This is a genomic window from Pontibacter sp. H249 (genome assembly GCF_037892465.1).
Taxonomy (GTDB): domain Bacteria; phylum Bacteroidota; class Bacteroidia; order Cytophagales; family Hymenobacteraceae; genus Pontibacter.
Genome location: NZ_JBBKTR010000007.1, coordinates 73,898 through 96,207 on the forward strand (window position 1 = coordinate 73,898; position 22,310 = coordinate 96,207).

Below are 22,310 nucleotides of genomic sequence, written 5' to 3' on the forward strand. Positions count from 1 at the left end.
AGGCGCCTATTTTATTTTAAAAGAAAAAGGGAGTATGTGTGGAATTGTAGCATACGTGGGGCACAGAGAGGCTTGTCCCATTATCATTAAAGGTCTAAAAAGACTAGAGTACCGAGGATATGACAGCGCAGGAGTTGCCTTAATGAACGGTGATCTGAGGGTTTTCAAGAAAAAAGGGAAAGTATCAGATCTAGAAGAATTCCTGTCTGACAAGGACATCCATGGCAACATAGGGATGGGGCATACACGTTGGGCTACGCACGGTGAGCCAAACGACAGAAATGCACACCCACACTACTCAAGCTCAGGAAATATTGCCATCATCCATAATGGTATTATTGAAAACTATGCAGCGTTAAAAACCCTGCTACAGGAAAAAGGCCACACATTTAAGTCTGATACAGACTCTGAGGTTTTTATCAACCTGATAGAAGATATCAGAGTGAACAACAACTGCAGCATGCCAGAGGCAGTACGCTTGGCTATGCATGAGGTAGTTGGTGCTTATGCAATTGTTGTGCTTTCTAAAGAAAACCAAAACGAGCTAATTGCAGCACGCAAAGGTAGCCCATTGGTAGTTGGTGTTGGCAAAGGCGAGTATTTTCTGGCTTCTGATGCGACTCCGATTATAGAATACACCAACGATGTGATTTATGTAAACGATTACGAGCTGGTAGTAATTAAGGATGGCGAGCTGGAAATCAGAACAAAAGAAGACGTAAAGCAGACACCATACGTACAGCGCCTGGAGATGGAACTAGAGTCTATCGAAAAAGGTGGTTACGAGCACTTCATGCTGAAGGAGATTTATGAGCAGCCACGCTCTATACTTGACAGTATGCGTGGGCGTTTAGTTGCTGAGAGCAACCACCTGATGATGAGCGGCGTGCGTGAGTATGAAAATAAGCTGGCAAATGCGCAGCGTATTATCATAGTTGCTTGTGGTACATCATGGCATGCTGGCTTGGTGGCAGAGTATTTAATCGAAGACCTAGCACGTATTCCAGTAGAAGTAGAGTATGCTTCGGAATTCCGTTACCGTAACCCGATCATCACAGAGAATGATATTGTAATATCCATTTCTCAATCTGGTGAGACTGCCGACACGTTGGCTGCGATTGAATTAGCGAAGTCGAAGGGTGCTACCATATTTGGTATTTGTAACGTAGTAGGTTCTTCTATTGCCCGCGCTACAGATGCTGGTGCTTATACCCATGCTGGCCCTGAGATTGGTGTGGCAAGTACAAAAGCTTTTACAGCACAGGTAACGGTGTTAACACTTATTGCTATGATTTTAGGCAGCAAGCGAGGCACTTTGGAAACTTCCAAGCTGCACCAACTGATGGCTGAATTAGAAAATATACCTGCCAAAGTTGAGCAAGCGCTTAAGCTGAACGACCAGATTGTAGAGATTTCAGAAGTATTTAAAGACGTACCTAACTTCCTATACTTAGGCCGTGGTTATAATTTCCCGGTGGCACTGGAAGGCGCACTTAAGCTGAAAGAGATTTCTTACATACACGCAGAGGGCTACCCTGCAGCAGAAATGAAGCACGGCCCAATTGCTTTGATCGATGAGCAGATGCCAGTAGTGGTAATCGCAACAAAAGACAGCTCTTACGAGAAGATTGTATCTAACGTACAGGAAGTAAAAGCCCGTAAAGGTAAGGTAATTGCTATTGTAACTGAAGGTGATACTACCATTCCTTCTATGGCTGATTACGTGATTGAGATACCGGAAACAAGTGAGCACCTGATGCCGCTGTTATCTGTTGTTCCGCTGCAGTTACTTTCTTACCACATAGCGGTAATGCGCGGCTGTAACGTAGACCAACCTCGTAACTTGGCTAAGTCTGTTACGGTAGAGTAATAGCTAATAATGTATAAAAGGAAAGGGAGCCGTTTGGCTCCCTTTCCTTTTATCTAAAATATAAAAGATGCTCTAGGCAGTTAAAATTCTGCCGTTTTTTATACTTGCACAAATAAAGCCTCGCCTCTAAGATACTTTGTCTTCAGCAGCGGACAGATCTTATAGCGTTCTTCTTTAGTATCTTCGTAAACAGCTTCAAGCACTCGGTAAATATTACGAATACCAATCTGACTGGCCCACTCAAAAGGTCCTTTAGGGTAGTTAGTACCAAGCTTCATTCCAAGGTCTATATCCTCTACGCCTGCTGTCTCCTCTTGTAAAGTATAAAAAGCTTCGTTAATGATCATGCAGATCATGCGAGGCGTAACCATTCCTACACGATCATCTACTAACAAATAATCTGTACCTAAAACCTCGCATACTTCTTTCAGCTTAGTCTCATCTTTTTTGTTCAGAAGACTTACTTCAAGCACAGGTCTATTAAAAAGCGTAGGTAATCCGTTAAAGCCAATTAAAGTGCATGGCTGCTCCAGCTCACTCTGGTGTACAAGCGCAGCAAGTTGTACAGTTGCTGCATTGCAAAATACTACCTGCTCCGGTGCATACATACTTAAGCGCTCCGGCTGCTCATGCAATAAAAAGTCAAATACAACGTCTGTTGGGTTTAGTTGCTGATCCAGCAAGTTATGCGAATGCAAAAAAGTATAAGTTATACCCTCTTTCTCTTCTGAGAACTTCTGCTTGAATTCAGCGGCCATTTCCGGACCAGATAAAACAACTATATGCATATTTCTGTACTTTTGATGGTAAATATACACATTTAAAAGAATCTACTATGGCACATACTATTATCAACTCTACCAAAGCTCCTGCTCCAATTGGCCCATATAGCCAGGCAACTTTAGCAAATGGAACCCTTTATGTATCAGGGCAAATTGCGCTAGATGCAGAAAGCGGGAATCTGGTAAACGATAGCATCGAGAACGAAACGCACAAAGTGATGCAGAACCTGCAGGCCATACTTTCGGAGGCAGGCATGGATTTCAATAACGTGCTTAAGTGTACCATCTTTGTGAAAGATTTAAACAACTTCGGAAAAATTAACGAGACCTACGGCAGCTACTTCACCAGCAATCCACCTGCCCGCGAAACAGTAGAAGTAAGCCGTTTGCCAAAGGACGTGAACGTGGAGATCTCCTGCATTGCAACGAAGTAGTTTTTTAGACAAAAGAGTTTTTGACAAAGGACAAAGGAGCCAAGTATGGGTTCTTTGTCTTTTGTTGTTTTTAACTTATTTCTAAAACTACGGTTGATGACACAGTTTGTAAAAATAGTATTCCTTGGCCTAGCTCTATTTGTAATAGAGTTTTTACTGTGTACTTTTTTACTTCAACTTGATAGCATATATCAGTACAAAGTGCCTCCTTTAGCTATAGAATCTGCTTTAAAAGATAGTATAGAAATAAATTCATTGAGATTAATCTTATACTTTCCATTATGGATAGCGGCAGTATATTATTTACCTGATTACATTGCTATAAAAAAAGCAACTCTTAGGTTAGCAATTAAAAACAGTTCTTTATACATTATCCTATCATTGTTCTATTCAATATTATTTCCTTTTGCAGTAGCATACTTTACTGAATCTTTCTTTTTCATATTAGTACTTTCAACCTTTACAAGTCCTTTTATACTTAGCTTTACTCCTTATGCTAAGCGGATTTTTCCTAAAACAAGCTCCACTTATAACTAAAAAACCCGCCAACATACTTGCTGATGAAACACACAGCAAGGGCGGCTGAAAGTATTACTACTAAATTTTAAATATTCGCTCCCTCCTGCTTTTCTCCCTCATCAGTCACAGTAGGCTCTTCCTCTTCTTCCTCCTCTAAATCCCCATATACTTCCTTATCATGTTTACCGGGTTCTGCGTTAACAGCAGAGTTACCCACCTCCACCTCCTGCCTTATCACGCGCACGGCATAATCTGCAGGATAAATGTTAAAGCCATACTTACGGGAATACACAAACGTGAAAACGGCACCGAAAAAGATAATTTGTGAGGTAAAGAATACCCAAGTTAGTATAACCACAATAGAACCAGCTGCCCCATAAACGGACCCGACATCTGTATTACCCAAGTAAAACCCGATCAGCCCCCTGAACAGCACGAAGAGCAGCGAAGTAACCAATGCCCCTACCCCCACATCACGCCATTTAATCTTTGCATCCGGCAAAAACTTATAAATACAGGCAAACAAGAAAGACATTAGTAGAAAGGCAGACAAAAAGTTAGCCGCATGTATTACGTAAATTATCCAGCCGGAGAATCGTGCAGTTAAAAAATCTCCGATGGCTACCAGAATAGTATTTGCCAGCAGTGATAGCAGCAAGATAATGGCAATGGCCAGTATCATCCCAAAAGAAAGCACACGATCCAGTATCAGTTTAAGGTACCCCCGCTTAGGCACAGGCTTTACATACCAAATTTCGTTTAAAGAGTCCTGCAGCGATATAAAAACACCAGTAGCCGCTACGAACAAGGCAGCAGCACCTATGATAGCAGCAATGTTAAAATCGCCAAACTCATTTACATTCTCCACCATCTTCTGTACCGAATAGGCTCCTTCAGAGCCTATAAGTTCTTTAATGCGAAAGTATATTTCCCCGGAAACAGCCTGCTCCCCGAAAAAGTAACCTGCGGCACTGATGATGATGATAAGCATGGGTGGCAACGCAAAAATGGTATAATATGCCAGTGCAGCTCCTTTCTGGAAGGATTTATTATCAAGAAACTCCAACCAAGTTTCCTTTAGCAAGCCCCACGACATTAATAATCTTTTACGCACCATTACAAGTTGCCTCTTTATATCTATATAGCCAATACGCAATTAGCTGATTATGTTTATACTATGGCAACAGCAAACTAACTCATGTGTTATTTATACTTTGCAAAACACACTGCCTGTTAGCGTTACCGAAACCATAAGTTTATTTTGTACCTTTGCACCAAATCGAGATTCGAATACAAGAACTATACATGGAAAGAGAAGTTAGAGTACGCTTTGCCCCAAGCCCGACCGGGCCTCTCCATATCGGTGGTGTACGCACCGCCCTTTACAATTTTTTGCTAGCCCGTAAAACAGGCGGTAAAATGATTTTGCGTATCGAGGACACAGACCAGAACCGTTTTGTGCCTGGTGCCGAAGATTACATTCGTGAGTCGCTGGAGTGGTGCGGCATTGAATTGGACGAAAGCCCCTGGAACGGTGGCCCGTACGCCCCTTACCGCCAGTCGGAGCGCAAGCCAATGTACATGCAGTACGCCCTGCAGCTGGTAGAGAGCGGCCACGCTTACTATGCCTTTGATACCGCTGAGGAGCTGGAGGAAATGCGTGAGCGCTTAAAGGCTGCCAAGGTAGCTACGCCACAGTATAACGCGATTACGCGCGCCACTATGAAAAACTCACTTACCCTGCCAGAGGATGAAGTGAAGAAGCGCCTGGAGTCCGGCGACCCGTACGTGATCCGTTTGAAAGTACCTCGCAAAGAAGAAGTACGCCTAAAAGACCTGATCCGTGGTTGGGTAATGGTACACTCTTCTGCCATTGATGATAAAGTATTGATGAAGTCTGATGGTATGCCAACGTACCACCTGGCTAACATTGTGGACGACCACCTGATGAAGATTACGCACGTAATTCGTGGGGAGGAGTGGTTGCCGTCTGCACCGCTTCACGTGTTGCTGTACCGCTACTTAGGCTGGGAAGACACTATGCCTGAGTTTGCGCACCTGCCACTGCTGCTGAAGCCAGACGGAAACGGTAAACTGAGCAAGCGCGACGGCGACAAGCTGGGCTTCCCGGTATTCCCACTGCGTTGGCAAGATCCGTTTACAAGCGAAGTATCTTCTGGCTACCGTGAGAGCGGTTATTTACCAGAGGCCTTTACTAACTTCCTTGCATTTTTAGGTTGGAACCCGGGCACGCAGCAGGAGATCTTCTCTATGGATGAGCTAATTCAGGAGTTCTCTGTAGAGCGTATCGGTAAGTCAGGTACTCGTTTTGATATCCAGAAGGCACGTTGGTTTAATGAGCAGTACCTGCGCGCTAAGCCAGATAGCGAATTGGCTGGCTACTTAATGAACGCATTAGAGGAGCACGACATAACTACTACACAGGAGAAAGCAGAGAAGATCGCAGGCCTGATGAAAGAGCGTGTAAGCTTTCCGCAGGATTTCTGGAAAGAGGCTGAGTATTTCTTTGTAGCCCCAACAGAATACAGCGAAAAAGTAGCCTCTAAGAAGTGGAATAGCCAGTCTGTTGCCGTATTCGAAGAGTTTAAAAATGAGCTTTCTTCGCTGGAGAATTTCAATGCTGATGCCGTTAAAGACTTGCTTATAGCCATACTTGAACGCCACGGCATGAAGATTGGCCAGGTTATGCAGGCACTGCGCTTAGCTGTAACCGGTGCAGAAGCTGGCCCTGACCTCATGCAGATTATTGAAGTGATTGGCCGTGAAGAAACTGCTAACCGCATCGAGGCTGCTATAGAAAAACTGAGCCAATACGCTACAGCTTAAGCATAGCAAAGTATAAAATAAAAGAGGCCAGCCCTACAGGGCTGGCCTCTTTTATTTCCGGCACTTTTGGCTGGCTTGTAACAAATTAGCTCTTCTTAGCTTATACATCAGTAAGTATAACCTAGAAAATCATGGCTAAAAATAAAAAAGAGAGCAAGAGCAGCAAGAAAAAATCTCGGGTGCACAAAGACCTCGAAGGATTTGAGATAAAAGTAAACGAGCACGGCGAAATTATGTCTAACTATAGCATAGACCGCATCAACGAGTTCTTGAATAAGAATGTGGATGATAAGAAGCTGATGAAGCGCGATGCCGCCGAGAAAGCGAAACGTGAAGAAGAGGAAGAGTATCATGTAGAGGAAAGTGAAGAGGTAGAAGAAACCGATGAGGACTTTGTACGCAATACCAGCGGAACGTCTAACGAGGAAGATGAAGAAAAAGACTTACCTAAAGCACGTCGTCGCAAAAAAGGAAGCGAAGATGACGAAGACGAGGAAGTATAGCTTTTAAACGCAGTATATGAGCCTTAGTCAGAAGGGCAAGTGGTTAAACTTTGTTTAGCTACTTGCCCTTCTTCCATTATTTAGAATAAAAAGCTATCTTTCATATGTTATTAAAATAATCTAAACAACTATGAGAAACTCACACGAGATAGACTACAAAATTTTTGGTAATGACATACAGGTACTGGAAATTGAGCTAGATCCAAACGAAACAGTAATTGCCGAGGCTGGCGCCATGGTATACATGGAAGAAGGTATCGATTTCGAAACTAAAATGGGAGACGGCTCTAACCCGAGCCAAGGCTTTTTAGGAAAGTTAGTTTCTGCTGGTAGCCGCTTAATTACAGGCGAGTCGCTGTTTATGACGCACTTTACCCATCGCGGCCACGGCAAAAGCCATGTTGCTTTCTCAGCCCCCTACCCTGGCACCATACTTCCGGTAGACTTAAGTATGATGCGCAATAGCGCTCTTATAACTCAAAAAGACGCTTTCCTGGCAGCTGCACTCGGCACAAAGCTCAGCATCCATTTTAACCAGCGCCTGGGCTCCGGCTTCTTTGGCGGCGAGGGTTTTATACTTCAGCGTTTGCAAGGCGATGGCAGAGCCTTTATACATGCCGGCGGCACCGTGGTAGAAAAGCAGCTAAACAACGAAACCCTACGCGTAGATACTGGTTGTGTGGTTGCTTTTGAAGAGGGCATTGATTTTAGTGTGCAGCGTGCAGGCGGTTTAAAATCGATGATATTTGGTGGTGAAGGCTTGTTCTTAGCTACGCTGCGTGGTACGGGCAGAGTATGGCTGCAGTCGATGCCAGTGAAGAAGTTGATTGAGGCACTGATGCCACGCGGAGAAAACGCCAAAAAAGAAGGCGGCATGTTCAGCAGTTTTATGGAATAGGGCGCACTGCGCTTCTAATTAGCAATAGAGTATACTAGTATAGGATGCAGAAATAAGCCTTAGTCAAAGAAAGCTAAAATATATGGCAGCAGAAATCAGAAACGGGTGGCGCTTCGTTAACAAAGTGCTAACTATTACCAACCTTATTTTGCTTGGTCTTGTGACGCTCAATGTTGTCCGTTATAAAGAAGTAAAGGATAAGAAGATACCTATTATTGCTAATGTTTTACTGCTACTATTTCTCGGATTAGGTTTGTATGCAGCTGTCTATCAGTTATGGTAAGCTCTATTTTTTGAGTTACTCTATATAAAAGCAACACCCTCGGTAAGTATTACATGCCGGGGGTATTGCTTTTATAGTATAGTTTCTGTTTTTTTAAAATTCTAGGTGATCACTAATAAATTAACCTTTCAGTAAGTATAAGCTTAATGCCCAAGATAGTACAGCAGGCATTAACTCTTCACCTCCATGTAGCTCATCATTTCTTCCAGATACTCACGGGTATTACTAAGACGAGGTATTTTATTCTGACCTCCTAATTTGCCTTTATCACGGAGCCAGTTTAGGAAAGTACCTTCTGGAGCTATATGTACAATAGGTTCCTGCAACGCAATATCGTTCTGTCGTTTGGCATCATAATCAGAGTTTATTTCTCGGAGCGTCTCGTCCAGCACCTGCGTGAACTGCTGCAGGTTGTTTGGTTCTTTCTCAAACTCTATCAGCCATTCGTGTCCGCCGCGCTTGCCGCTTTCCATGTAAACAGGAGCGGCCGTGAAATTGGAAATTACCGCATCTGTTGTTTGGCATGCTTTCGTGATGGCAGTCTCGGCATTCTCAACTATCACCTCTTCGCCAAAAGCATTTATGTAATGTTTGGTGCGCCCTGAAATCTTAATGCGGTACGGACTTAAGTTGGTAAAGCGGATAGTATCTCCGATTTTGTAGCGCCATAGGCCTGCATTTGTAGAAATAACAAGAGCGTAGTTTTTGCCAAGTTCTACCTGGTCCAGTGTCAGGGTTATTGGATTTTCTTCCTCAAACTGGCTCACAGGTATAAATTCGTAGTATACACCGTAGTCCAGCATCAGCAGCATTTCATCTTCAGTGCCGGCTTGGTCTTGTATGCCGAAGAAGCCCTCAGAAGCATTATATACTTCGAGGTAATTCATTTTATCGGAAGGAATGATATCTCTGAACAATTGGCGATACGGTCCAAATGCCACAGCACCGTGTGTAAAGAGCTCCAGATTTGGCCATACTTCAAGTATATTATTCTTGCCTGTAACTTCTAATATCCGCTTCAGCAGTACATAGGTCCATGTAGGCACGCCACTCATGCTGGTTACGTTCTCCTGCACGGTAAGCTCTACCATCTTCTCTATCTTCTCCTCCCACTTATCCATCAGGGCTACCTTTAGCGGCGGAGTTCGCATGGCCTCCGCCCAGATAGGCAGGTTCTGCATAATCACAGCAGACACATCGCCGCAGTTCATCTTAGAGTTTAACTCGCTGGGGCGGTGGCTGCCACCAATAGAGAGGCCCTTGCCAGTAAACAGTTTTGTTTCTGGAAACAGGTTTACGTAAATGGAGAGCATGTCCTTGCCACCTTTGTAATGGCAATCTTCCAAACTTTCCGGGCTAACAGGGATATACTTGCTGCGGGCATTTGTAGTGCCAGATGATTTGGCAAACCACTCAATCTTACTTGGCCACAGCAGGTTCTGCTCGCCTTTCATGACACGCTCTATGTATGGGTATAGCTCTTCGTAAGTGCACACAGGTACCCGCTCCTGAAACTCCCGAATAGACAAGCCATCTTTATAGCCATACTTCTTGCCCCACTCAGTTCCCTTCGCTGTACTAATCAGGTTCTGGAACAACTCCTGCTGTACTTCATGCGGATATTTCCGAAACAGATCAATATCATGGATCCGCTTCTTCATTACCCAGGTTACGATTGAGTTTATAATCTCCAAAGTGGTAATTGCTGATTGTTAATTGTTGATTGTTTTAAGGCTAGTCCTTCAGATTATCATTCGTCAGCTTTACCAAGCCATCTATTAATTTGGGCAATTTTTGCAATAGTGCAACACTTGCTCATACTCTTCCTGGCTTAGCAGTTTCCGGACCCGGCTCTTTTCATTCCAGTCGTAGCACTCAAAACTGTGCCCACGCATACCGGTAGAATTTTATCTTATCTTTTTTATTGTAGTATGCCAACTGTGTTTTTTGCAAAGTGACTCCACAAATCTACTTTTGACCATACATAGTTACTCAGACTGAACGCTACCTTGTATGATTCTAAATCATTTAGCTGATGATGCTTTTCTCGCTCATGATTTCACTCTAGGCGAAAAACAATCAACAATTAGCAATCAGCAATTAAATCTTCCTCTTCAACTCAAAATGTTTACCCAAGTATACACGGCGCACTTGCTCGTCGGCAGCCAGTTCTTCGGCAGTACCGGCTTTCAGTATTTTACCCTCAAACAGCAAATATGCACGGTCGGTAATAGACAGGGTTTCGTTTACGTTGTGGTCGGTTATCAGGATACCGATATTTTTATTCTTTAACTTGGCTACTATACTCTGGATTTCCTCCACGGCAATTGGGTCTACGCCAGCAAAAGGCTCATCGAGCAGCACGAACTTTGGGTCTACAGCAAGGGCCCGGGCAATTTCGGTACGTCGGCGCTCACCACCCGAAAGTACAATGCCTTTATTTTTACGCACATGGGTTAGCGAGAACTCCTCCAGCAACTCCTCTACTTTTTCGCGCTGCGCCTGCTTCGGCAGGTTTGTCATTTCCAACACCGACAGAATATTCTCCTCCACCGTAAGTTGCCTGAACACCGACGCCTCCTGCGCCAGGTAACCTACACCCCGCTTGGCGCGCTGGTACATCGGCAGGTCGGTTATTTCTTTATCATCTAAGAAAATTTTGCCGCTATTTGGCTTTATCAGCCCCACAATCATATAAAACGAAGTTGTTTTACCGGCACCATTTGGCCCCAGCAAACCTACTATCTCTCCTTGGTTAACCTCTACGCTCACATCATTTACAACAAGGCGAGACTTATACTTCTTTATTAGGTGTTCTGCTCTCAGTATCATCGGGGCTAAATTACGCATTATGGTTGCATCCTGCAACGTACATCTTTATAGCCTCATTCCAAAATACCACTTTACAATATTAGATATTTACTATTTATACATAATAAATATATTTTATGATCGTTACTATAAAGTATTGACAGCGATCAAATTAATAGCTAATTTAATAGCTCGCTTACTTTACAACCGCCTTTATGATTTTTTCTTTACTCATTTCAGCCAGTCACAAGCTGGTGGTGTCCGGATTATTACTGCTTGCAAGCTACACCGGAGTAGCTGACAATACTTCTGCGCCTGATAACAACGATCCCAAATCTACTACCACCTCTACTTCTACAACTTCTCTAAAAGGCATAGATGTGTCTCGTTGGCAAAAAGATGTTGATTGGTCTTTAGTAAAGGAGTCGGATGTATCTTTTGCGTTTGTAAAGGCTACCCAAGGCGATTTCAGGCTGGACCCATACTTTGCCCGTAATTGGGAAGAAACCAAACGCCATGGCATCAAGCGTGGTGCTTATCACTTTTTTAAGCCAGAGGCACCTGTACAGGGCCAGATAGACTTATTTTTAAGCACTGTTACTTTGGAGGCCGGCGACTTACCTCCTGTATTAGATATTGAGGTATACGATGCTAAGATCGGGGGTGATGTGATGCGTAAAAGTATAAGAACCTGGCTGGAGGCTGTAACTGCACACTACGGTGTAAAGCCCATTATCTATACCGGACAAAATTTTTACCGCCGCCACCTAAAGGGGCACTTTCCGGAATACCATTTTTGGATAGCACGCTACAGCGAAAACCAGCCCGAAATTCACCACACCGACAGCTGGATGTTTTGGCAGTTTACAGATAAGGGAAGTATATCAGGTATAAATTCTGCGGTAGATATTAATTTTTTTGCCGGTGACTTTGAAACACTGGCTCAGCTTTGCCTGCAAGATAATGTAGTTGTACAGGAAAGCCCGCTGCAGCAATTAAAGCACATGTACCCAAAGCCATAGTTTTTAATTATTGTTTACATTGAGGTTAAAACAAGAAAGGCTCCTATTAAGGGAGCCTTTCTTGTTTATTTTACCCGGATATCTTTGATGCGGAGCTGAAGCGTTATAACACCCCTGTAAATATTCTCTTCAACTGTATAACACAAGTCAAACGGAATGCCTTTTGCTATTTTGTGGTAATAGTCGCTAAGGCCGAAACCTATAGCATCAATACTATAGTAACCATCTTGCGTCAGGCGCAGCTTCAGGTGGGAATCTCCAACTATTCTTACGCTGCCGGTATCATACACGCACTCTGACACAAACACGGGCCTCATGTTACCCGGGCCAAACGGCTCCATCTGCCGCACAATGTTGTAGAAGTTACGCGTAATCTGCTTTAGCTCTAGCTTGCCGTCTATCTCTATCTGAGGAATCTTTTGCTCTTCTGTAATGGTATCGGCCACCACTTTCTCGAAACGCTCTCTGAAGGCCGGTATATTCTCTACAGGTAAGGTTAAGCCGGCTGCATACATATGTCCACCAAACTGATCAAGCAGGTCTGAACAACTCTCTATTGCATTATGTACATTAAACCCATGCACCGAACGCGCAGAGCCTGATGCTTTGCCGTTAGATTGAGTAAGTATGATGGTAGGCCGGTAGTATTTCTCAATGCAGCGTGAGGCCACAATTCCGATCACACCTTTATGCCAGTTATCCTTAAATAAAACAGTAGAGTTGGCGCTGCGCAGGAAATCATCCTCCTCTATCATTTGCAGGGCCTCTTTGGTAATATTGCTGTCCTTGTCGCGACGCTCTTTGTTAGACTCGTTAATGATATCAGCCATCTTGAAAGCTTCTTCCTTTGTCTGAGCTAGCAGCATACGCACTGAGTTCTTTGCATCGCCCATACGTCCGGCAGCATTGATGCGTGGGGCAAAACCAAATACGATACTGGTGATATCCATCTCGCTGGTTATACCTGCCAGTTCTTTCAGCGCATCCAAACCTGGGCGCATAGGCTGAGGCCCGTTTAGGTGACGTAGCCCATAATAGGCAAGTATGCGGTTCTCCCCGGTTATTGGTACAATGTCAGAGGCTATACTTACTACCAGCAAGTCCAGCAGCTTGTATACCTCCTCTTGGTCAATATCATTCTGGAAACAGAAAGCCTGTAGCAATTTAAAGCCCACGCCGCAACCCGAAAGTTCTTTGTATGGGTAAGGACAATCGACCTGCTTTGGATCCAGCACAGCAACTGCTTTTGGTATGTCCTCGTCTGGCAAGTGATGGTCGCAGATAATAAAATCAATACCTCTTTCAGAAGCATAAGCCACCTTATCGGCAGATTTTATACCACAGTCAAGGCTTATGATCAGGCTAAAGCCATTTTCGGAGGCATAATCTACACCCTGAAAAGAAACACCGTAGCCTTCTTTATACCTATCCGGGATGTAAAAATCAACGTTGGAAGTATAATTGCGCAGGAAGCCATACATTAATGCTACAGAGGTAGTGCCATCTACATCGTAGTCGCCATACACCATGATCTTCTCATTACCGTGTAAAGCATCGTTCAGGCGATTTACGGCATGATGCATGTCCTTCATCAGGAATGGGTCGTGCAGGTCGGCTAGGCTGGGGCGAAAAAAGTGCTTGGCTTCTTCGAAAGTGCAGATATCGCGTTGGCAAAGTATAGCGGCAAGTGTAGGGCTAATCTTAAGGCTTTCAGCAAGGCCTTCTACTACATCGGCTGGCGCCTCCTGATTATATACCCACCTTTTCTCCATATACTTCAGCTACACTGCATTTAATTCATGGCAAAGGTAGCTAATTTAAGGGTATTTCGGGGGCAAACTTACCGGCTGCTGCACATCTTACACTCAAAAAATTCTATCTTTGCGATAGAAGTAGAACAGGATTGATCGTGAAACGATTCAGAGAGATTTACGAAAAGTATAAAAATTATTCGCTTGACCTGGTGATGTATGGATTCTTCATCATCTTCATCCTTATACTTGTTATCTTCTTTGGTGATTAGCTAACTCTAATTTACAGCATCGCCGCGTAATTTACGGAATCGTTTACGAGCCTCTGCCATATAAATGCTACCCTGGTGCTTTATCAGGAAATCGTTGTACAGCTGCTGTGCCTTTCCCGGATCTTTTAGATTTTCTTCGTAGATATAAGCCATTCTGTACAAAGCATCATCACTTAAAATATCATACTGTGGGTTACTTACTATCTTGTTCAGGTTATCAATAGCTTGCTCAAACTTCCCCATACGCTCGTAGATATTTGCTTTTTGGAAGTATATTTCGTCTGTTAAGCTGTGGCCGGAGTACTTCTGCAGCATCTCATCCAATGCCGCTATTGCCTCGGGTAGCTTGTTCTGGAATACCAGCAGATCGATAGCCGCATATTCTTCCATAGCTACTGTGGAGGTATCCAAACCGGTGTTGTCTGTAATCAGAAGGCTCAGGTTCATGGCATCGTTGGCAATTTCGCGGCTGGTGGCTAGCTTTAATATATCCAGGTGCGCCTGCGCCAGCTCAAAATCACCTTTGTAGTAGTTTAATCGAGCATTTCGCAGCTTTGCCTCATGCCCTATGGTTGTTTCTTTATGCGATCGCTCTACTTGCGAGTAAAGTAGCGTACTTTCCCAGGGCTCTCCCTTTAGCAGGTAAATATCACCCAATGTTAACTTGCTGTTTGCCACCAAATCAAGGTTGGCACGTGGCATGTCAATAGCTTCCTGTAGCAGTGCAATAGCCTTTTCTCTATCGTTGAGGTAAAACGCATACAAACCGGCCATGTGTTGCAGCACCTCTACTGTTTTAGCAGAACGGCCTACTTCGCTTAATAAAGCTTCATAATCTGTTATTAGTGCTCCTATCTTATCTTTATCAACTGGAAAAGTATTTTGTACCTGCTCTTCACGTGCGTTTATTAACCGCTGCCGGGCTATAAGGTAGTATGGCCCCTCCGGATACTCTTTTACAATGTATTCGTAGGCTTCTATGGCTCCCTCGTAGTCGTTGTTCTTCAGGCTGATGGCTCCTAATTCCATTACTCGAGTACCGCCACTGCGGGTGCGTTTGTCTACAGCACGGGCCTGCATCAAAGCTGCGTAAAAGTCCTTGCGTTGTATGTAAAGCCAGATCAGAAGTTCGTTATAAGCTAGTTTATCTGGGTTCTGCTGCACGCGCAGAATGAGTTCTTTCTCTAATTCGTCCAGGTTCTTTTCTTCGCGCATACTGTTCTGTAGCATGTTCTGCACGTATCCCAGTTCGTTTTCATCTGCCTGCAGCAGGTTTAGTATTTCAGGTATCAGATTGGTGTTTTTCTGCCGATAAGCATACAGTGCGATTAGGGATCTGTTATGCTCTAGCGGATTGCCTGTAAGTTCACGACCGCGCAGGTACGCTTTTTCTGCATAATCAAAAAGATCGTTTTGCATAAAAACACTGGCTACCACTAATACCTGCTCCGGCTTCAGCTGCTCAATAAGTTTGTTAAAATGCTTTTCGGCTGCGGCCTTGTCGCCTGCGGCTTGGTATATTCTTCCTAGGTCAACCTGATAGTTGGGCATATCAGGGTAGCGTTTGGCTGTTTTCTTTACCAGTTTCTCGGCCTCTTTGTAGTTACGCTGCGCAAGCAAAACCTTCAGATAATCGGGGTATACTGCCTGAAAGTACCTCGGTTGCTCTATCAGCTTGTTATAAAGCTCTTCTGCCTTGGCGTAGTCGCCTTTGCTATAGTACTCGCGGGCTAGCTGCAGCTCTTGGTTCTGGGCTGTGGCGGCAAACGTTACTATAAGCACAAGTATAGCACTAAGTAAAATGCGGAATATTATTGTTGGCATAGTATACTTAAAACGTTTAGTAGCCGGAAGTTGATGTAATTAGGCGCCAGATAAATTGAAGTTACGGCTATAGCACAAAAAAAGCCACTCTTTTAGGAGTGGCTTTTGGTAATTTATACTTTATGTCAGATTAGAAGAATCTAACACGGTTGTCTTTAATGTCAGCCTTATCTTTTAGGGCTTCGAAAGCATTGCTCTGTACGCTGTTAGCACGCACTGCACGCAGCTGCTCTTTCACATTTGTGAAGTCGTTGATTTCAGGAGCTGGATTTAAGCCCAGCTGCTCAACAATTAGCACACCATTTTGGCCTTGTATAGGCGCTGTACGGGCACCTTGCTTCATACCAAATGCTTTGCCTAAGGCAACAGGCTCTATTCCGAAACCTGGTATGTTAGAAGAAGCAAACGTAACGTTATCTACTGTCTTAACCATAGCCTCAGCACCGTAGCTTGCAGCGATCTGGTCTAAAGAACCTTTCTGGCCTTTTAGTTTCTCCATGATCTTCTCTGCTTTCACCTCGTTACGTACAGCTGCAGTAAGCTCCTCTTTAATGTCTTCTACTTTAGCATAGCCTTTCTCACGCTTACCTGTAAGGGTAGCTACAACAAACTGATCGCCGATCTCGAACACAGGAGAAACATCACCTACTTCAGTGTCTTTTGCATATGCCCAGCGTACCAGTTCACGTGCGTTAGACAGGTTGTTAACCATAATGTTATTTTTGCCAATCTCTCTTCCTTCCTCTTTTACAAGAGATTTATTCTTGGCAACATTCTCTCTGAATTCATCTGAGCTACCACTTGTACCAGAAAGCTCGTCGGCAATGGCATAGGCAGCATCACGGGTTGTTTCGCTGGCCTCTACAGAACGCTCTACGGCGGCAATTTTATACTGCTGCTTCGTTTTAGGCTCTGTTACTTTTACAATATGGTAGCCATACTCTGTTTCTACAAGGTTTGGCAGTAAGCCTGTACCTGCATGTCCGAATACTGCTTTATCGAATGGACCAACCATACGGCCTTCGGCAAACCAACCTAAGTCTCCGCCTACTGATGCTGTACCGTCAGAACCGTGCTGCATTGCCATCTGGCCAAAGTCTGCACCACCTTTAATCTGGTTAAAAACTTCCTGTGCTTTGGTTTTAGCTGCCGCTTTAGCCTCTGGTGTGTCACCTTCTGGTCTGATAAGGATGTGGCTTGCTCTGATTGCGCTTTCAGCACCTTCTCTGGCATCCATTACCTTGTAAAGCGCCACAGAACCGTTGTTGTTATATGGCCCATATACTTTACCCTCCTGCAGAGGCTGCTGCTTACGCAACTCTTCAGGCAGCTCGCCAGGAGTTTTGTAAGAGCCATCGAAAGGCTGATCTGAATTAGTATAAACAAAGGCAGAGTCGTTTGCTGCTGTAGCGAACTGCGATGCAAGTTGTGTAATCTCCTGCTGATAATAAGTGCTGTCTTCTTTAGAGGCGTTTACATCAACTACTACGTACTCAATTGAGCGGCCATCTTCAACTTTATAAAGTTCTTTGTTACGCTCATAGTACTCATTAAGCTTGGCATCAGATACCTCTACTGCTGAGTCGGCCATTGTAACATAAGGCACAAATAACACCTTCATGTTAGCAGTTGTATTCTGAGCTTTGTAAAAGTTTTTAGCCTCTAAACCGGTAATGTATACTGATTTTGCAAGCAGGTTATTATACTTGGCAGAAATACGATCAGAGATAACACCTTCCTGGAAGTTGTTCCACATGGCATCAGCCTCAGGTCCCATCTGATCTAAGTTCTGCAGGTACTGTAACACCTGGCTTTGATCAAACAAGCCTGTTTGCGGATTTACAAAGGCCTGCTGTACCGCCGGGTGAATGTTGTTTCCCTGCACCATATCCACCAGTTCTTCGTCGGTAACTTCGATACCTAAACGCTCATACTCTTTCTCTAAGGCAATTTTAAAGATTAGCTGGTTCCATGCCTGCTCACGCAGCATTGCCAGTTCGCCTTCGTTAGCTGCACGACCAACCTGGTTTTCGTAATTAGCTTTCTGTTGCTGTAAAACAGCATCAAACTCTTCGTAGGCTATTTCTTCACCGGCAATCTCACCGATAACATTTGCGTTGTTACCCAATAGCCTTGAGTTTGGCCCTAACAGGTCGCCACCCACTACAAATATACCAAGCCCTATGGCAATGGCGCCTACAGCCCAACCAGACTTCTCTCTAATCTTATTAATTAATGCCATTCTTTATTTAACTTATGAAAGGATTGTGCAAAATAAGGTTAATCGTGTTAAAATTCAAAAATTTTATGCACTCAGCTTTATTATTATACATCTGCCTGATAATCTGATTTTTTAATCAGCTTCACGGCATTAATGCGGTTCTCATCCATAGACAGGACAGTAATATGAAATGGAGGAACTTCTATCTCATCGCCGGGAGACGGAATTTCGCCTAAAACGGAAAAAATAAAGCCTCCAAGTGTTTCATAGTCGCCTTCCGGCAGGTGCAATTCATACTTTTCGTTCAGGTAATCTACCTCATGTCGTGCACTCAGAAAGTATAACCCTTTTTCCGGCATTACTTGTTCCAGCAGTTCATCGTTTATATCAAACTCATCTTCTATCTCTCCGAAAATCTCCTCAATTACATCTTCTACTGTTACAATACCTGATGTTCCACCAAACTCATCCACTACCACAGCCACGCTACGATGCTCTGCCACAAACTTTACAAATAGCTCGCTGGCCAACATGCTTTCTGGTACTATACTTACCTGCGATACCATATCCGCGATACTTTTAGGGCGCTTAAACATATCCAGTTGGTGGCAGTATCCAATAATGTTATCAATGGAGTCTTTGTATACCAGAATTTTAGAGTGTCCTGTTTGCACAAAGGTCTGCCGCAGCATTTCAATAGAATCATCTAGCTCCACGGCTTCAATCTCGGTACGGGGCACCATGCATTCTCGCACTTTCACGGTTTTAAACTCTAGTGCATTATGAAAAATCTGGGGGTCAACCTCAGGCGCATCTTCATTTTCAGGATGATACAGATGATTTTTGATATATGCATTCAGATCCGTGAATCCAAAAACAGGCTTTTCCTCTGAAAACTCTATCCGGAAAAGTTTCTCAGCCACCCATTTACTTAAAGTAACTATAACAATAACAACCGGGTACAGCAGGTAGTAAAGCACCAGTATAGGCACTGCTAGCACCTGCAGCAAGCGATTAGGATTGATAGCTGCTAAACTGCGCGGCAAAAACTCGGCTGTGAGCAGCACTATTACAGATGCCACTACAATTTGCACAAGAAGTATAAAGAAATTTAACTGAAGTTGCCCAGGCAAGTATGCTGTTAGCAGTGTGTTTAGGATGCCGGCTATTGCAAAGCCGTATAGCACCAGTGCCAATGTATTACCAATCAGAGCCGTGCCTAGAAACCGTGACGGCCGCTGCAAAAGGTGCCAAAGTATTCGCCCCGAAAGCACACCGTTTTTTTCGCTAAGCTCAATCTGTATTTTGTTTGCTGCCACAAAGGCCATTTCTATACCCGAAAAAAAGGCAGAGAATACCAAGGCTACTACTAACAAAATAATCTGATCGGGGTCTATCATTTTTTATCGTTCTTTTCGGCGTCTTCGCTTTTATTGCGCCGGTAACGGTACAGCATGTAAAGCACCAGCACGATCATAAAGATCCAGTAATTGCCAGTAACATCACCCTCCTCTATGCTCCGGTGCACACCTATAACCATGGCCACAAATGCCAGCGACAGTAAAATCGTATTCAACAGCTTTGAGTTCATTCCTCTTCGTTTAAGCTAAATGTACCTGTCACTTTAGTTATAGAGTACCTGGAGAAATCCTGGTTAGCACGCAATCCTTTGCCAGTGATAACCTCTTCCGGTGTTGTGATCTTTACAAATTTATCGGTGTAAATTTCCTGCTTATACTTATTCCAGTATAATTCCTCTGTCTCCAGCTTCTCCTGCTTTTGGAGGTTGTTTACCACTACATTTCCCCTGGCAAGATACAGGTCTTTGTTTCTTTCGTGTTTAGCGTAGTTAGCTTTTAGCGTAGAGGTCATCTGCCCCGGCTTTTCATAAAACTCAATATAAATCCCTTTCGGGAAAACACCATCTCCGCCTTCAAACTCTTGCTGTACGGGTGCCTGTAGCTTTACCAGCAGTTTTGCAGAATCGGAGTATAGCGTAACTACATCCTTGTTTTCTATCAGCGGGCCTGAGTATTTTACTTCTTTATCAGGATCTTGTAACTCATCGGTACAGCCAAAGGCCATACTTACCAGTAATGTCATCAACCCAATTATATATGCTTTGCGCATTTTATACTTTTTATTCCGTTGCTGTGAAATTAACAATTTTTATACTTCTCAGTTCACAAACAGTGCCTTATGCAGGTATATCGCAAAAAAGGCCGCTCCAAGAACGGCCTTTTTTGCAAATTTATACTTTATAGCAATGCTTAGTCTATGCGGCGTTTGATAAACCACCTGCTGTTAACTGTAAAACCAACACTAAACTGGAAATAGTTCTCTGCGATCAGGTTGTTATCAGTTGTACCGCGCTGTCCGTAGCCAAAAGCAGCGTTAAGCTGGTACAGGTCGTAAATAGTAGAGCGGCCAAGCGGCATTGTGAAGCCGGCTGTAATGCCTTTGTCTGTAATAGTTTCACCTTTGCTGATGTAAGGCGTATCGCCATAGTATAAACCTGCACGATAGGTAACACGCTCGAAGAAGTTATCTATAGAGTTGGCGTTTGGAGTATACTCTGCTGCAAATGCCACACGATAGCTGTCGCCTAGCTCACTTTCTCCACTAAAGCTTCTGAACTCAGACCACTTTTGCGTGTAGAAATCTGCTCCAATCGTTAGGTTCTTTCCATTATCAAGGGTAAGACCTGCACGCAGACTTGAGGGTATAGTAACATTAGATTGTGAGCTATCGGGCAGTATGTTATCATCTATGATGTTGTCAGAGATAGTTCTGCGCTCATAAGAAGCTTTGCGCTCAGCATCCATATCAGTACCGAAACCATAAACGGCGCCAGCACTTAAGTAATAGTTCTCAGTTATTTTTTTGCGATAGTTAGCTCCAGCTCTAAACAAAAAGCTATCGTAGCGAATGCGTTCGTTGTATACTACTTTTTCTGTGCCTATTCCAGATAAAGAATCATCTTGCACTACAGAAGCAGACTCTTTTGTGATGGCTCCGAAAATATAAGAGGCACTACCACCGATCGTTAATCCGTCCGCGATTTTTACACCATGCCCAAAGTATACTTCTGATAAGCCGCCCTCGCCGCTGTATTGCTGCTGAATTGTAGCTCTTGGATTAGAATCCAATCCCGAAGATGACCTTGCATCGTAATTAACAACACTATACGGTCTTAAACCGACAGCCGAGCTCCAGCGTTTAGAAACCGGTACAGCCAATGTAAGATTGTACAAGTTTGCATTTCCATCTGTTTGCTTGCCTGTGTTGCTCTTGATATTTTTTACCTGTCCAGCCACTCCAATATCAAAAACTGTGATACTATTGTAGTATAAAAGCGCAGGGTTTGCAGTGTTAGCCTGATAACTATTGCCTGCACTTACACCCACACCTGCCATACCTGCATTTCTAATGTTGCCAAGGTTAGAGTTGTATTCTCCTAGGCCATAGCGAGAGTACGGGGTATTACCAATGTTTTGCGCCTGTGTGGCATGTGCCAGGCAAAGTATGGCAAAGCCTATCAGTACTCGGAGTGATTTATACATTATGTGCTAATATTCTGTGAAGCCCGATTAAAACTAACTCAGGAATTACAAAGATGCGTCCTTTTAATTTACTTTCAAAAAATCCTGCGTCTCCTCCGCAAAGTATAACCGTCAGATCTTTTGCTTTTTCTGAATAAGCCTGTATAAAACCATTCAGCTCGCCTACTGTTCCGGCTAGTACCCCGCTTAAAATAGACTCTTGTGTGGTTTGCCCTGCAAGCGGGTAGTCGCTTTCGGTCCGCTCTACTAACGGCAGGCGTTTCGTAAAAGTATGCAGTGCATTAAATTTCATAGTGAGCCCTGGCGAAATACCGCCGCCAAAGTAACTACCCTCCTTATCAATAAAATCGTGAGTGATACAGGTACCGGCGTCGAATATTAGGCAGTTGTGGTCAGAAAACAGATAATGCGCACCAACTGCCGCCGCAATCCTGTCAGCGCCCAAGGTTTCTGGCGTTTTATACTTGTTTGAAACAGGCAAGGCTGTCTGTGCAGAAAGCGTTAAAACACTTCCTTTTACAGACAGCCTTGCTGCTATTTGCTGCGTACTTTCCGCTACTGATGCAATAATGGCTTGTTCGAATGTCTGGTTTAGTAGCTCCTGCGGCAAATCATGCCCCGTAAAGTAGCCCTGTTTAACCAGTGCATCTCCTTCAAAGATGCCATACTTGGTGCCGGTATTACCGATATCAATAGCGGCGCTGCGCATA

Annotated in this window: 20 protein-coding genes; 8 read left to right on the forward strand and 12 right to left on the reverse strand. The window is 43.9% G+C overall.

Annotation, left to right across the window (positions count from 1 at the left end; genetic code table 11):
• The first annotated feature begins 34 nt into the window (after positions 1-34).
• A complete protein-coding gene (gene glmS, locus WG943_RS10740; RefSeq protein WP_340408869.1) occupies positions 35-1,870 on the forward strand; it encodes a glutamine--fructose-6-phosphate transaminase (isomerizing) in 1,836 nt (611 codons plus the stop codon).
• 98 nt (positions 1,871-1,968) lie between these two features.
• Here the strand turns inward: glmS and WG943_RS10745 are convergent, their stop codons facing one another.
• On the reverse strand, positions 1,969-2,658 hold the full coding sequence (locus tag WG943_RS10745; protein WP_340408870.1) for a 3-hydroxyacyl-CoA dehydrogenase family protein: 690 nt from the start codon (positions 2,656-2,658) through the stop codon (positions 1,969-1,971).
• 47 nt (positions 2,659-2,705) lie between these two features.
• On the opposite strand from WG943_RS10745, the gene WG943_RS10750 reads away from it, so the two are divergent.
• Complete coding sequence (locus WG943_RS10750; RefSeq protein ID WP_340408872.1) at positions 2,706-3,086, forward strand: RidA family protein; 381 nt, start codon at positions 2,706-2,708, stop codon at positions 3,084-3,086.
• 96 nt (positions 3,087-3,182) lie between these two features.
• Positions 3,183-3,623 carry a hypothetical protein gene (locus tag WG943_RS10755; protein ID WP_340408874.1) on the forward strand — a complete coding sequence of 147 codons (441 nt, stop codon included), beginning with the start codon at positions 3,183-3,185 and terminating at the stop codon, positions 3,621-3,623.
• 67 nt (positions 3,624-3,690) lie between these two features.
• Here the strand turns inward: WG943_RS10755 and WG943_RS10760 are convergent, their stop codons facing one another.
• Entirely contained in the window at positions 3,691-4,722 is a 1,032-nt protein-coding gene (locus WG943_RS10760) for a YihY/virulence factor BrkB family protein (protein ID WP_340408875.1), read from the reverse strand.
• A 188-nt stretch (positions 4,723-4,910) separates the two neighbouring features.
• On the opposite strand from WG943_RS10760, the gene gltX reads away from it, so the two are divergent.
• The 4 genes from gltX to WG943_RS10780 all read left to right on the forward strand — a co-directional run bounded on the left by gltX (position 4,911) and on the right by WG943_RS10780 (position 8,136).
• Entirely contained in the window at positions 4,911-6,452 is a 1,542-nt protein-coding gene (gltX, locus tag WG943_RS10765) for a glutamate--tRNA ligase (RefSeq protein ID WP_340408876.1), read from the forward strand.
• Between the two features lie 131 nt (positions 6,453-6,583).
• Positions 6,584-6,955 carry a hypothetical protein gene (locus tag WG943_RS10770; RefSeq protein WP_340408878.1) on the forward strand — a complete coding sequence of 124 codons (372 nt, stop codon included), beginning with the start codon at positions 6,584-6,586 and terminating at the stop codon, positions 6,953-6,955.
• 130 nt (positions 6,956-7,085) lie between these two features.
• Positions 7,086-7,853, forward strand: a complete 768-nt coding sequence (locus tag WG943_RS10775; RefSeq protein ID WP_340408879.1) for a TIGR00266 family protein — start codon at positions 7,086-7,088, stop codon at positions 7,851-7,853.
• A gap of 82 nt (positions 7,854-7,935) precedes the next feature.
• Complete coding sequence (locus WG943_RS10780; RefSeq protein WP_340408881.1) at positions 7,936-8,136, forward strand: hypothetical protein; 201 nt, start codon at positions 7,936-7,938, stop codon at positions 8,134-8,136.
• A gap of 170 nt (positions 8,137-8,306) precedes the next feature.
• On the opposite strand, the gene WG943_RS10785 is transcribed toward WG943_RS10780, so the two are convergent.
• Together WG943_RS10785 and lptB are read right to left on the reverse strand one after the other, a co-directional pair.
• Entirely contained in the window at positions 8,307-9,797 is a 1,491-nt protein-coding gene (locus tag WG943_RS10785; protein ID WP_340408882.1) for a GH3 auxin-responsive promoter family protein, read from the reverse strand.
• A gap of 439 nt (positions 9,798-10,236) precedes the next feature.
• Positions 10,237-10,968, reverse strand: coding sequence for an LPS export ABC transporter ATP-binding protein (gene lptB / locus WG943_RS10790; RefSeq protein WP_340408883.1), 732 nt, complete (start codon positions 10,966-10,968; stop codon positions 10,237-10,239).
• Between the two features lie 194 nt (positions 10,969-11,162).
• On the opposite strand from lptB, the gene WG943_RS10795 reads away from it, so the two are divergent.
• Positions 11,163-11,969: a glycoside hydrolase family 25 protein gene (locus WG943_RS10795; RefSeq protein WP_340408884.1), complete on the forward strand. Its 807-nt coding sequence runs from the start codon at positions 11,163-11,165 to the stop codon at positions 11,967-11,969.
• A gap of 65 nt (positions 11,970-12,034) precedes the next feature.
• Here the strand turns inward: WG943_RS10795 and recJ are convergent, their stop codons facing one another.
• The 8 genes from recJ to WG943_RS10835 form a co-directional block, all read right to left on the reverse strand.
• Entirely contained in the window at positions 12,035-13,741 is a 1,707-nt protein-coding gene (gene recJ / locus WG943_RS10800; RefSeq protein WP_340408885.1) for a single-stranded-DNA-specific exonuclease RecJ, read from the reverse strand.
• 257 nt (positions 13,742-13,998) lie between these two features.
• Entirely contained in the window at positions 13,999-15,816 is a 1,818-nt protein-coding gene (locus WG943_RS10805; RefSeq protein ID WP_340408886.1) for a tetratricopeptide repeat protein, read from the reverse strand.
• Positions 15,817-15,946: 130 nt separating this feature from the next.
• The gene (locus WG943_RS10810) at positions 15,947-18,058 is read right to left on the reverse strand and encodes a peptidylprolyl isomerase (RefSeq protein ID WP_340408887.1); all 2,112 of its coding nucleotides are present in this window, start codon (positions 18,056-18,058) and stop codon (positions 15,947-15,949) included.
• 83 nt (positions 18,059-18,141) lie between these two features.
• Positions 18,142-19,437: a hemolysin family protein gene (locus WG943_RS10815; RefSeq protein WP_340408888.1), complete on the reverse strand. Its 1,296-nt coding sequence runs from the start codon at positions 19,435-19,437 to the stop codon at positions 18,142-18,144.
• The gene (locus WG943_RS10820; protein WP_340408889.1) at positions 19,434-19,613 is read right to left on the reverse strand and encodes a hypothetical protein; all 180 of its coding nucleotides are present in this window, start codon (positions 19,611-19,613) and stop codon (positions 19,434-19,436) included. Before WG943_RS10820 ends, WG943_RS10815 begins: the two co-directional genes overlap by 4 nt.
• Positions 19,614-19,624: 11 nt before the next feature.
• On the reverse strand, positions 19,625-20,167 hold the full coding sequence (gene lptC / locus WG943_RS10825; RefSeq protein WP_340408890.1) for an LPS export ABC transporter periplasmic protein LptC: 543 nt from the start codon (positions 20,165-20,167) through the stop codon (positions 19,625-19,627).
• Positions 20,168-20,307: 140 nt separating this feature from the next.
• The gene (locus WG943_RS10830; RefSeq protein WP_340408891.1) at positions 20,308-21,600 is read right to left on the reverse strand and encodes an OmpP1/FadL family transporter; all 1,293 of its coding nucleotides are present in this window, start codon (positions 21,598-21,600) and stop codon (positions 20,308-20,310) included.
• Positions 21,593-22,309 (reverse strand): type III pantothenate kinase, encoded by a 717-nt coding sequence (locus tag WG943_RS10835; RefSeq protein WP_340408892.1) that lies wholly within the window; start codon positions 22,307-22,309, stop codon positions 21,593-21,595. Before WG943_RS10835 ends, WG943_RS10830 begins: the two co-directional genes overlap by 8 nt.
• Position 22,310: the final 1 nt, after the last annotated feature.

Bases quoted from the DNA above. Each gene is read 5' to 3' on its own strand.
- WG943_RS10810 (WP_340408887.1), bottom strand. From the start codon at position 18,058: ATGGCATTAATTAATAAGATTAGAGAGAAGTCTGGTTGGGCTGTAGGC.
- WG943_RS10755 (WP_340408874.1), top strand. From the start codon at position 3,183: ATGACACAGTTTGTAAAAATAGTATTCCTTGGCCTAGCTCTATTTGTA.
- WG943_RS10775 (WP_340408879.1), top strand. From the start codon at position 7,086: ATGAGAAACTCACACGAGATAGACTACAAAATTTTTGGTAATGACATA.
- WG943_RS10815 (WP_340408888.1), bottom strand. From the start codon at position 19,437: ATGATAGACCCCGATCAGATTATTTTGTTAGTAGTAGCCTTGGTATTC.
- WG943_RS10805 (WP_340408886.1), bottom strand. From the start codon at position 15,816: ATGCCAACAATAATATTCCGCATTTTACTTAGTGCTATACTTGTGCTT.
- glmS (WP_340408869.1), top strand. From the start codon at position 35: ATGTGTGGAATTGTAGCATACGTGGGGCACAGAGAGGCTTGTCCCATT.
- lptB (WP_340408883.1), bottom strand. From the start codon at position 10,968: ATGATACTGAGAGCAGAACACCTAATAAAGAAGTATAAGTCTCGCCTT.
- WG943_RS10770 (WP_340408878.1), top strand. From the start codon at position 6,584: ATGGCTAAAAATAAAAAAGAGAGCAAGAGCAGCAAGAAAAAATCTCGG.
- recJ (WP_340408885.1), bottom strand. From the start codon at position 13,741: ATGGAGAAAAGGTGGGTATATAATCAGGAGGCGCCAGCCGATGTAGTA.
- WG943_RS10750 (WP_340408872.1), top strand. From the start codon at position 2,706: ATGGCACATACTATTATCAACTCTACCAAAGCTCCTGCTCCAATTGGC.
- gltX (WP_340408876.1), top strand. From the start codon at position 4,911: ATGGAAAGAGAAGTTAGAGTACGCTTTGCCCCAAGCCCGACCGGGCCT.
- WG943_RS10760 (WP_340408875.1), bottom strand. From the start codon at position 4,722: ATGGTGCGTAAAAGATTATTAATGTCGTGGGGCTTGCTAAAGGAAACT.
- lptC (WP_340408890.1), bottom strand. From the start codon at position 20,167: ATGCGCAAAGCATATATAATTGGGTTGATGACATTACTGGTAAGTATG.
- WG943_RS10745 (WP_340408870.1), bottom strand. From the start codon at position 2,658: ATGCATATAGTTGTTTTATCTGGTCCGGAAATGGCCGCTGAATTCAAG.
- WG943_RS10795 (WP_340408884.1), top strand. From the start codon at position 11,163: ATGATTTTTTCTTTACTCATTTCAGCCAGTCACAAGCTGGTGGTGTCC.
- WG943_RS10780 (WP_340408881.1), top strand. From the start codon at position 7,936: ATGGCAGCAGAAATCAGAAACGGGTGGCGCTTCGTTAACAAAGTGCTA.
- WG943_RS10785 (WP_340408882.1), bottom strand. From the start codon at position 9,797: ATGAAGAAGCGGATCCATGATATTGATCTGTTTCGGAAATATCCGCAT.
- WG943_RS10835 (WP_340408892.1), bottom strand. From the start codon at position 22,309: ATGCGCAGCGCCGCTATTGATATCGGTAATACCGGCACCAAGTATGGC.
- WG943_RS10830 (WP_340408891.1), bottom strand. From the start codon at position 21,600: ATGTATAAATCACTCCGAGTACTGATAGGCTTTGCCATACTTTGCCTG.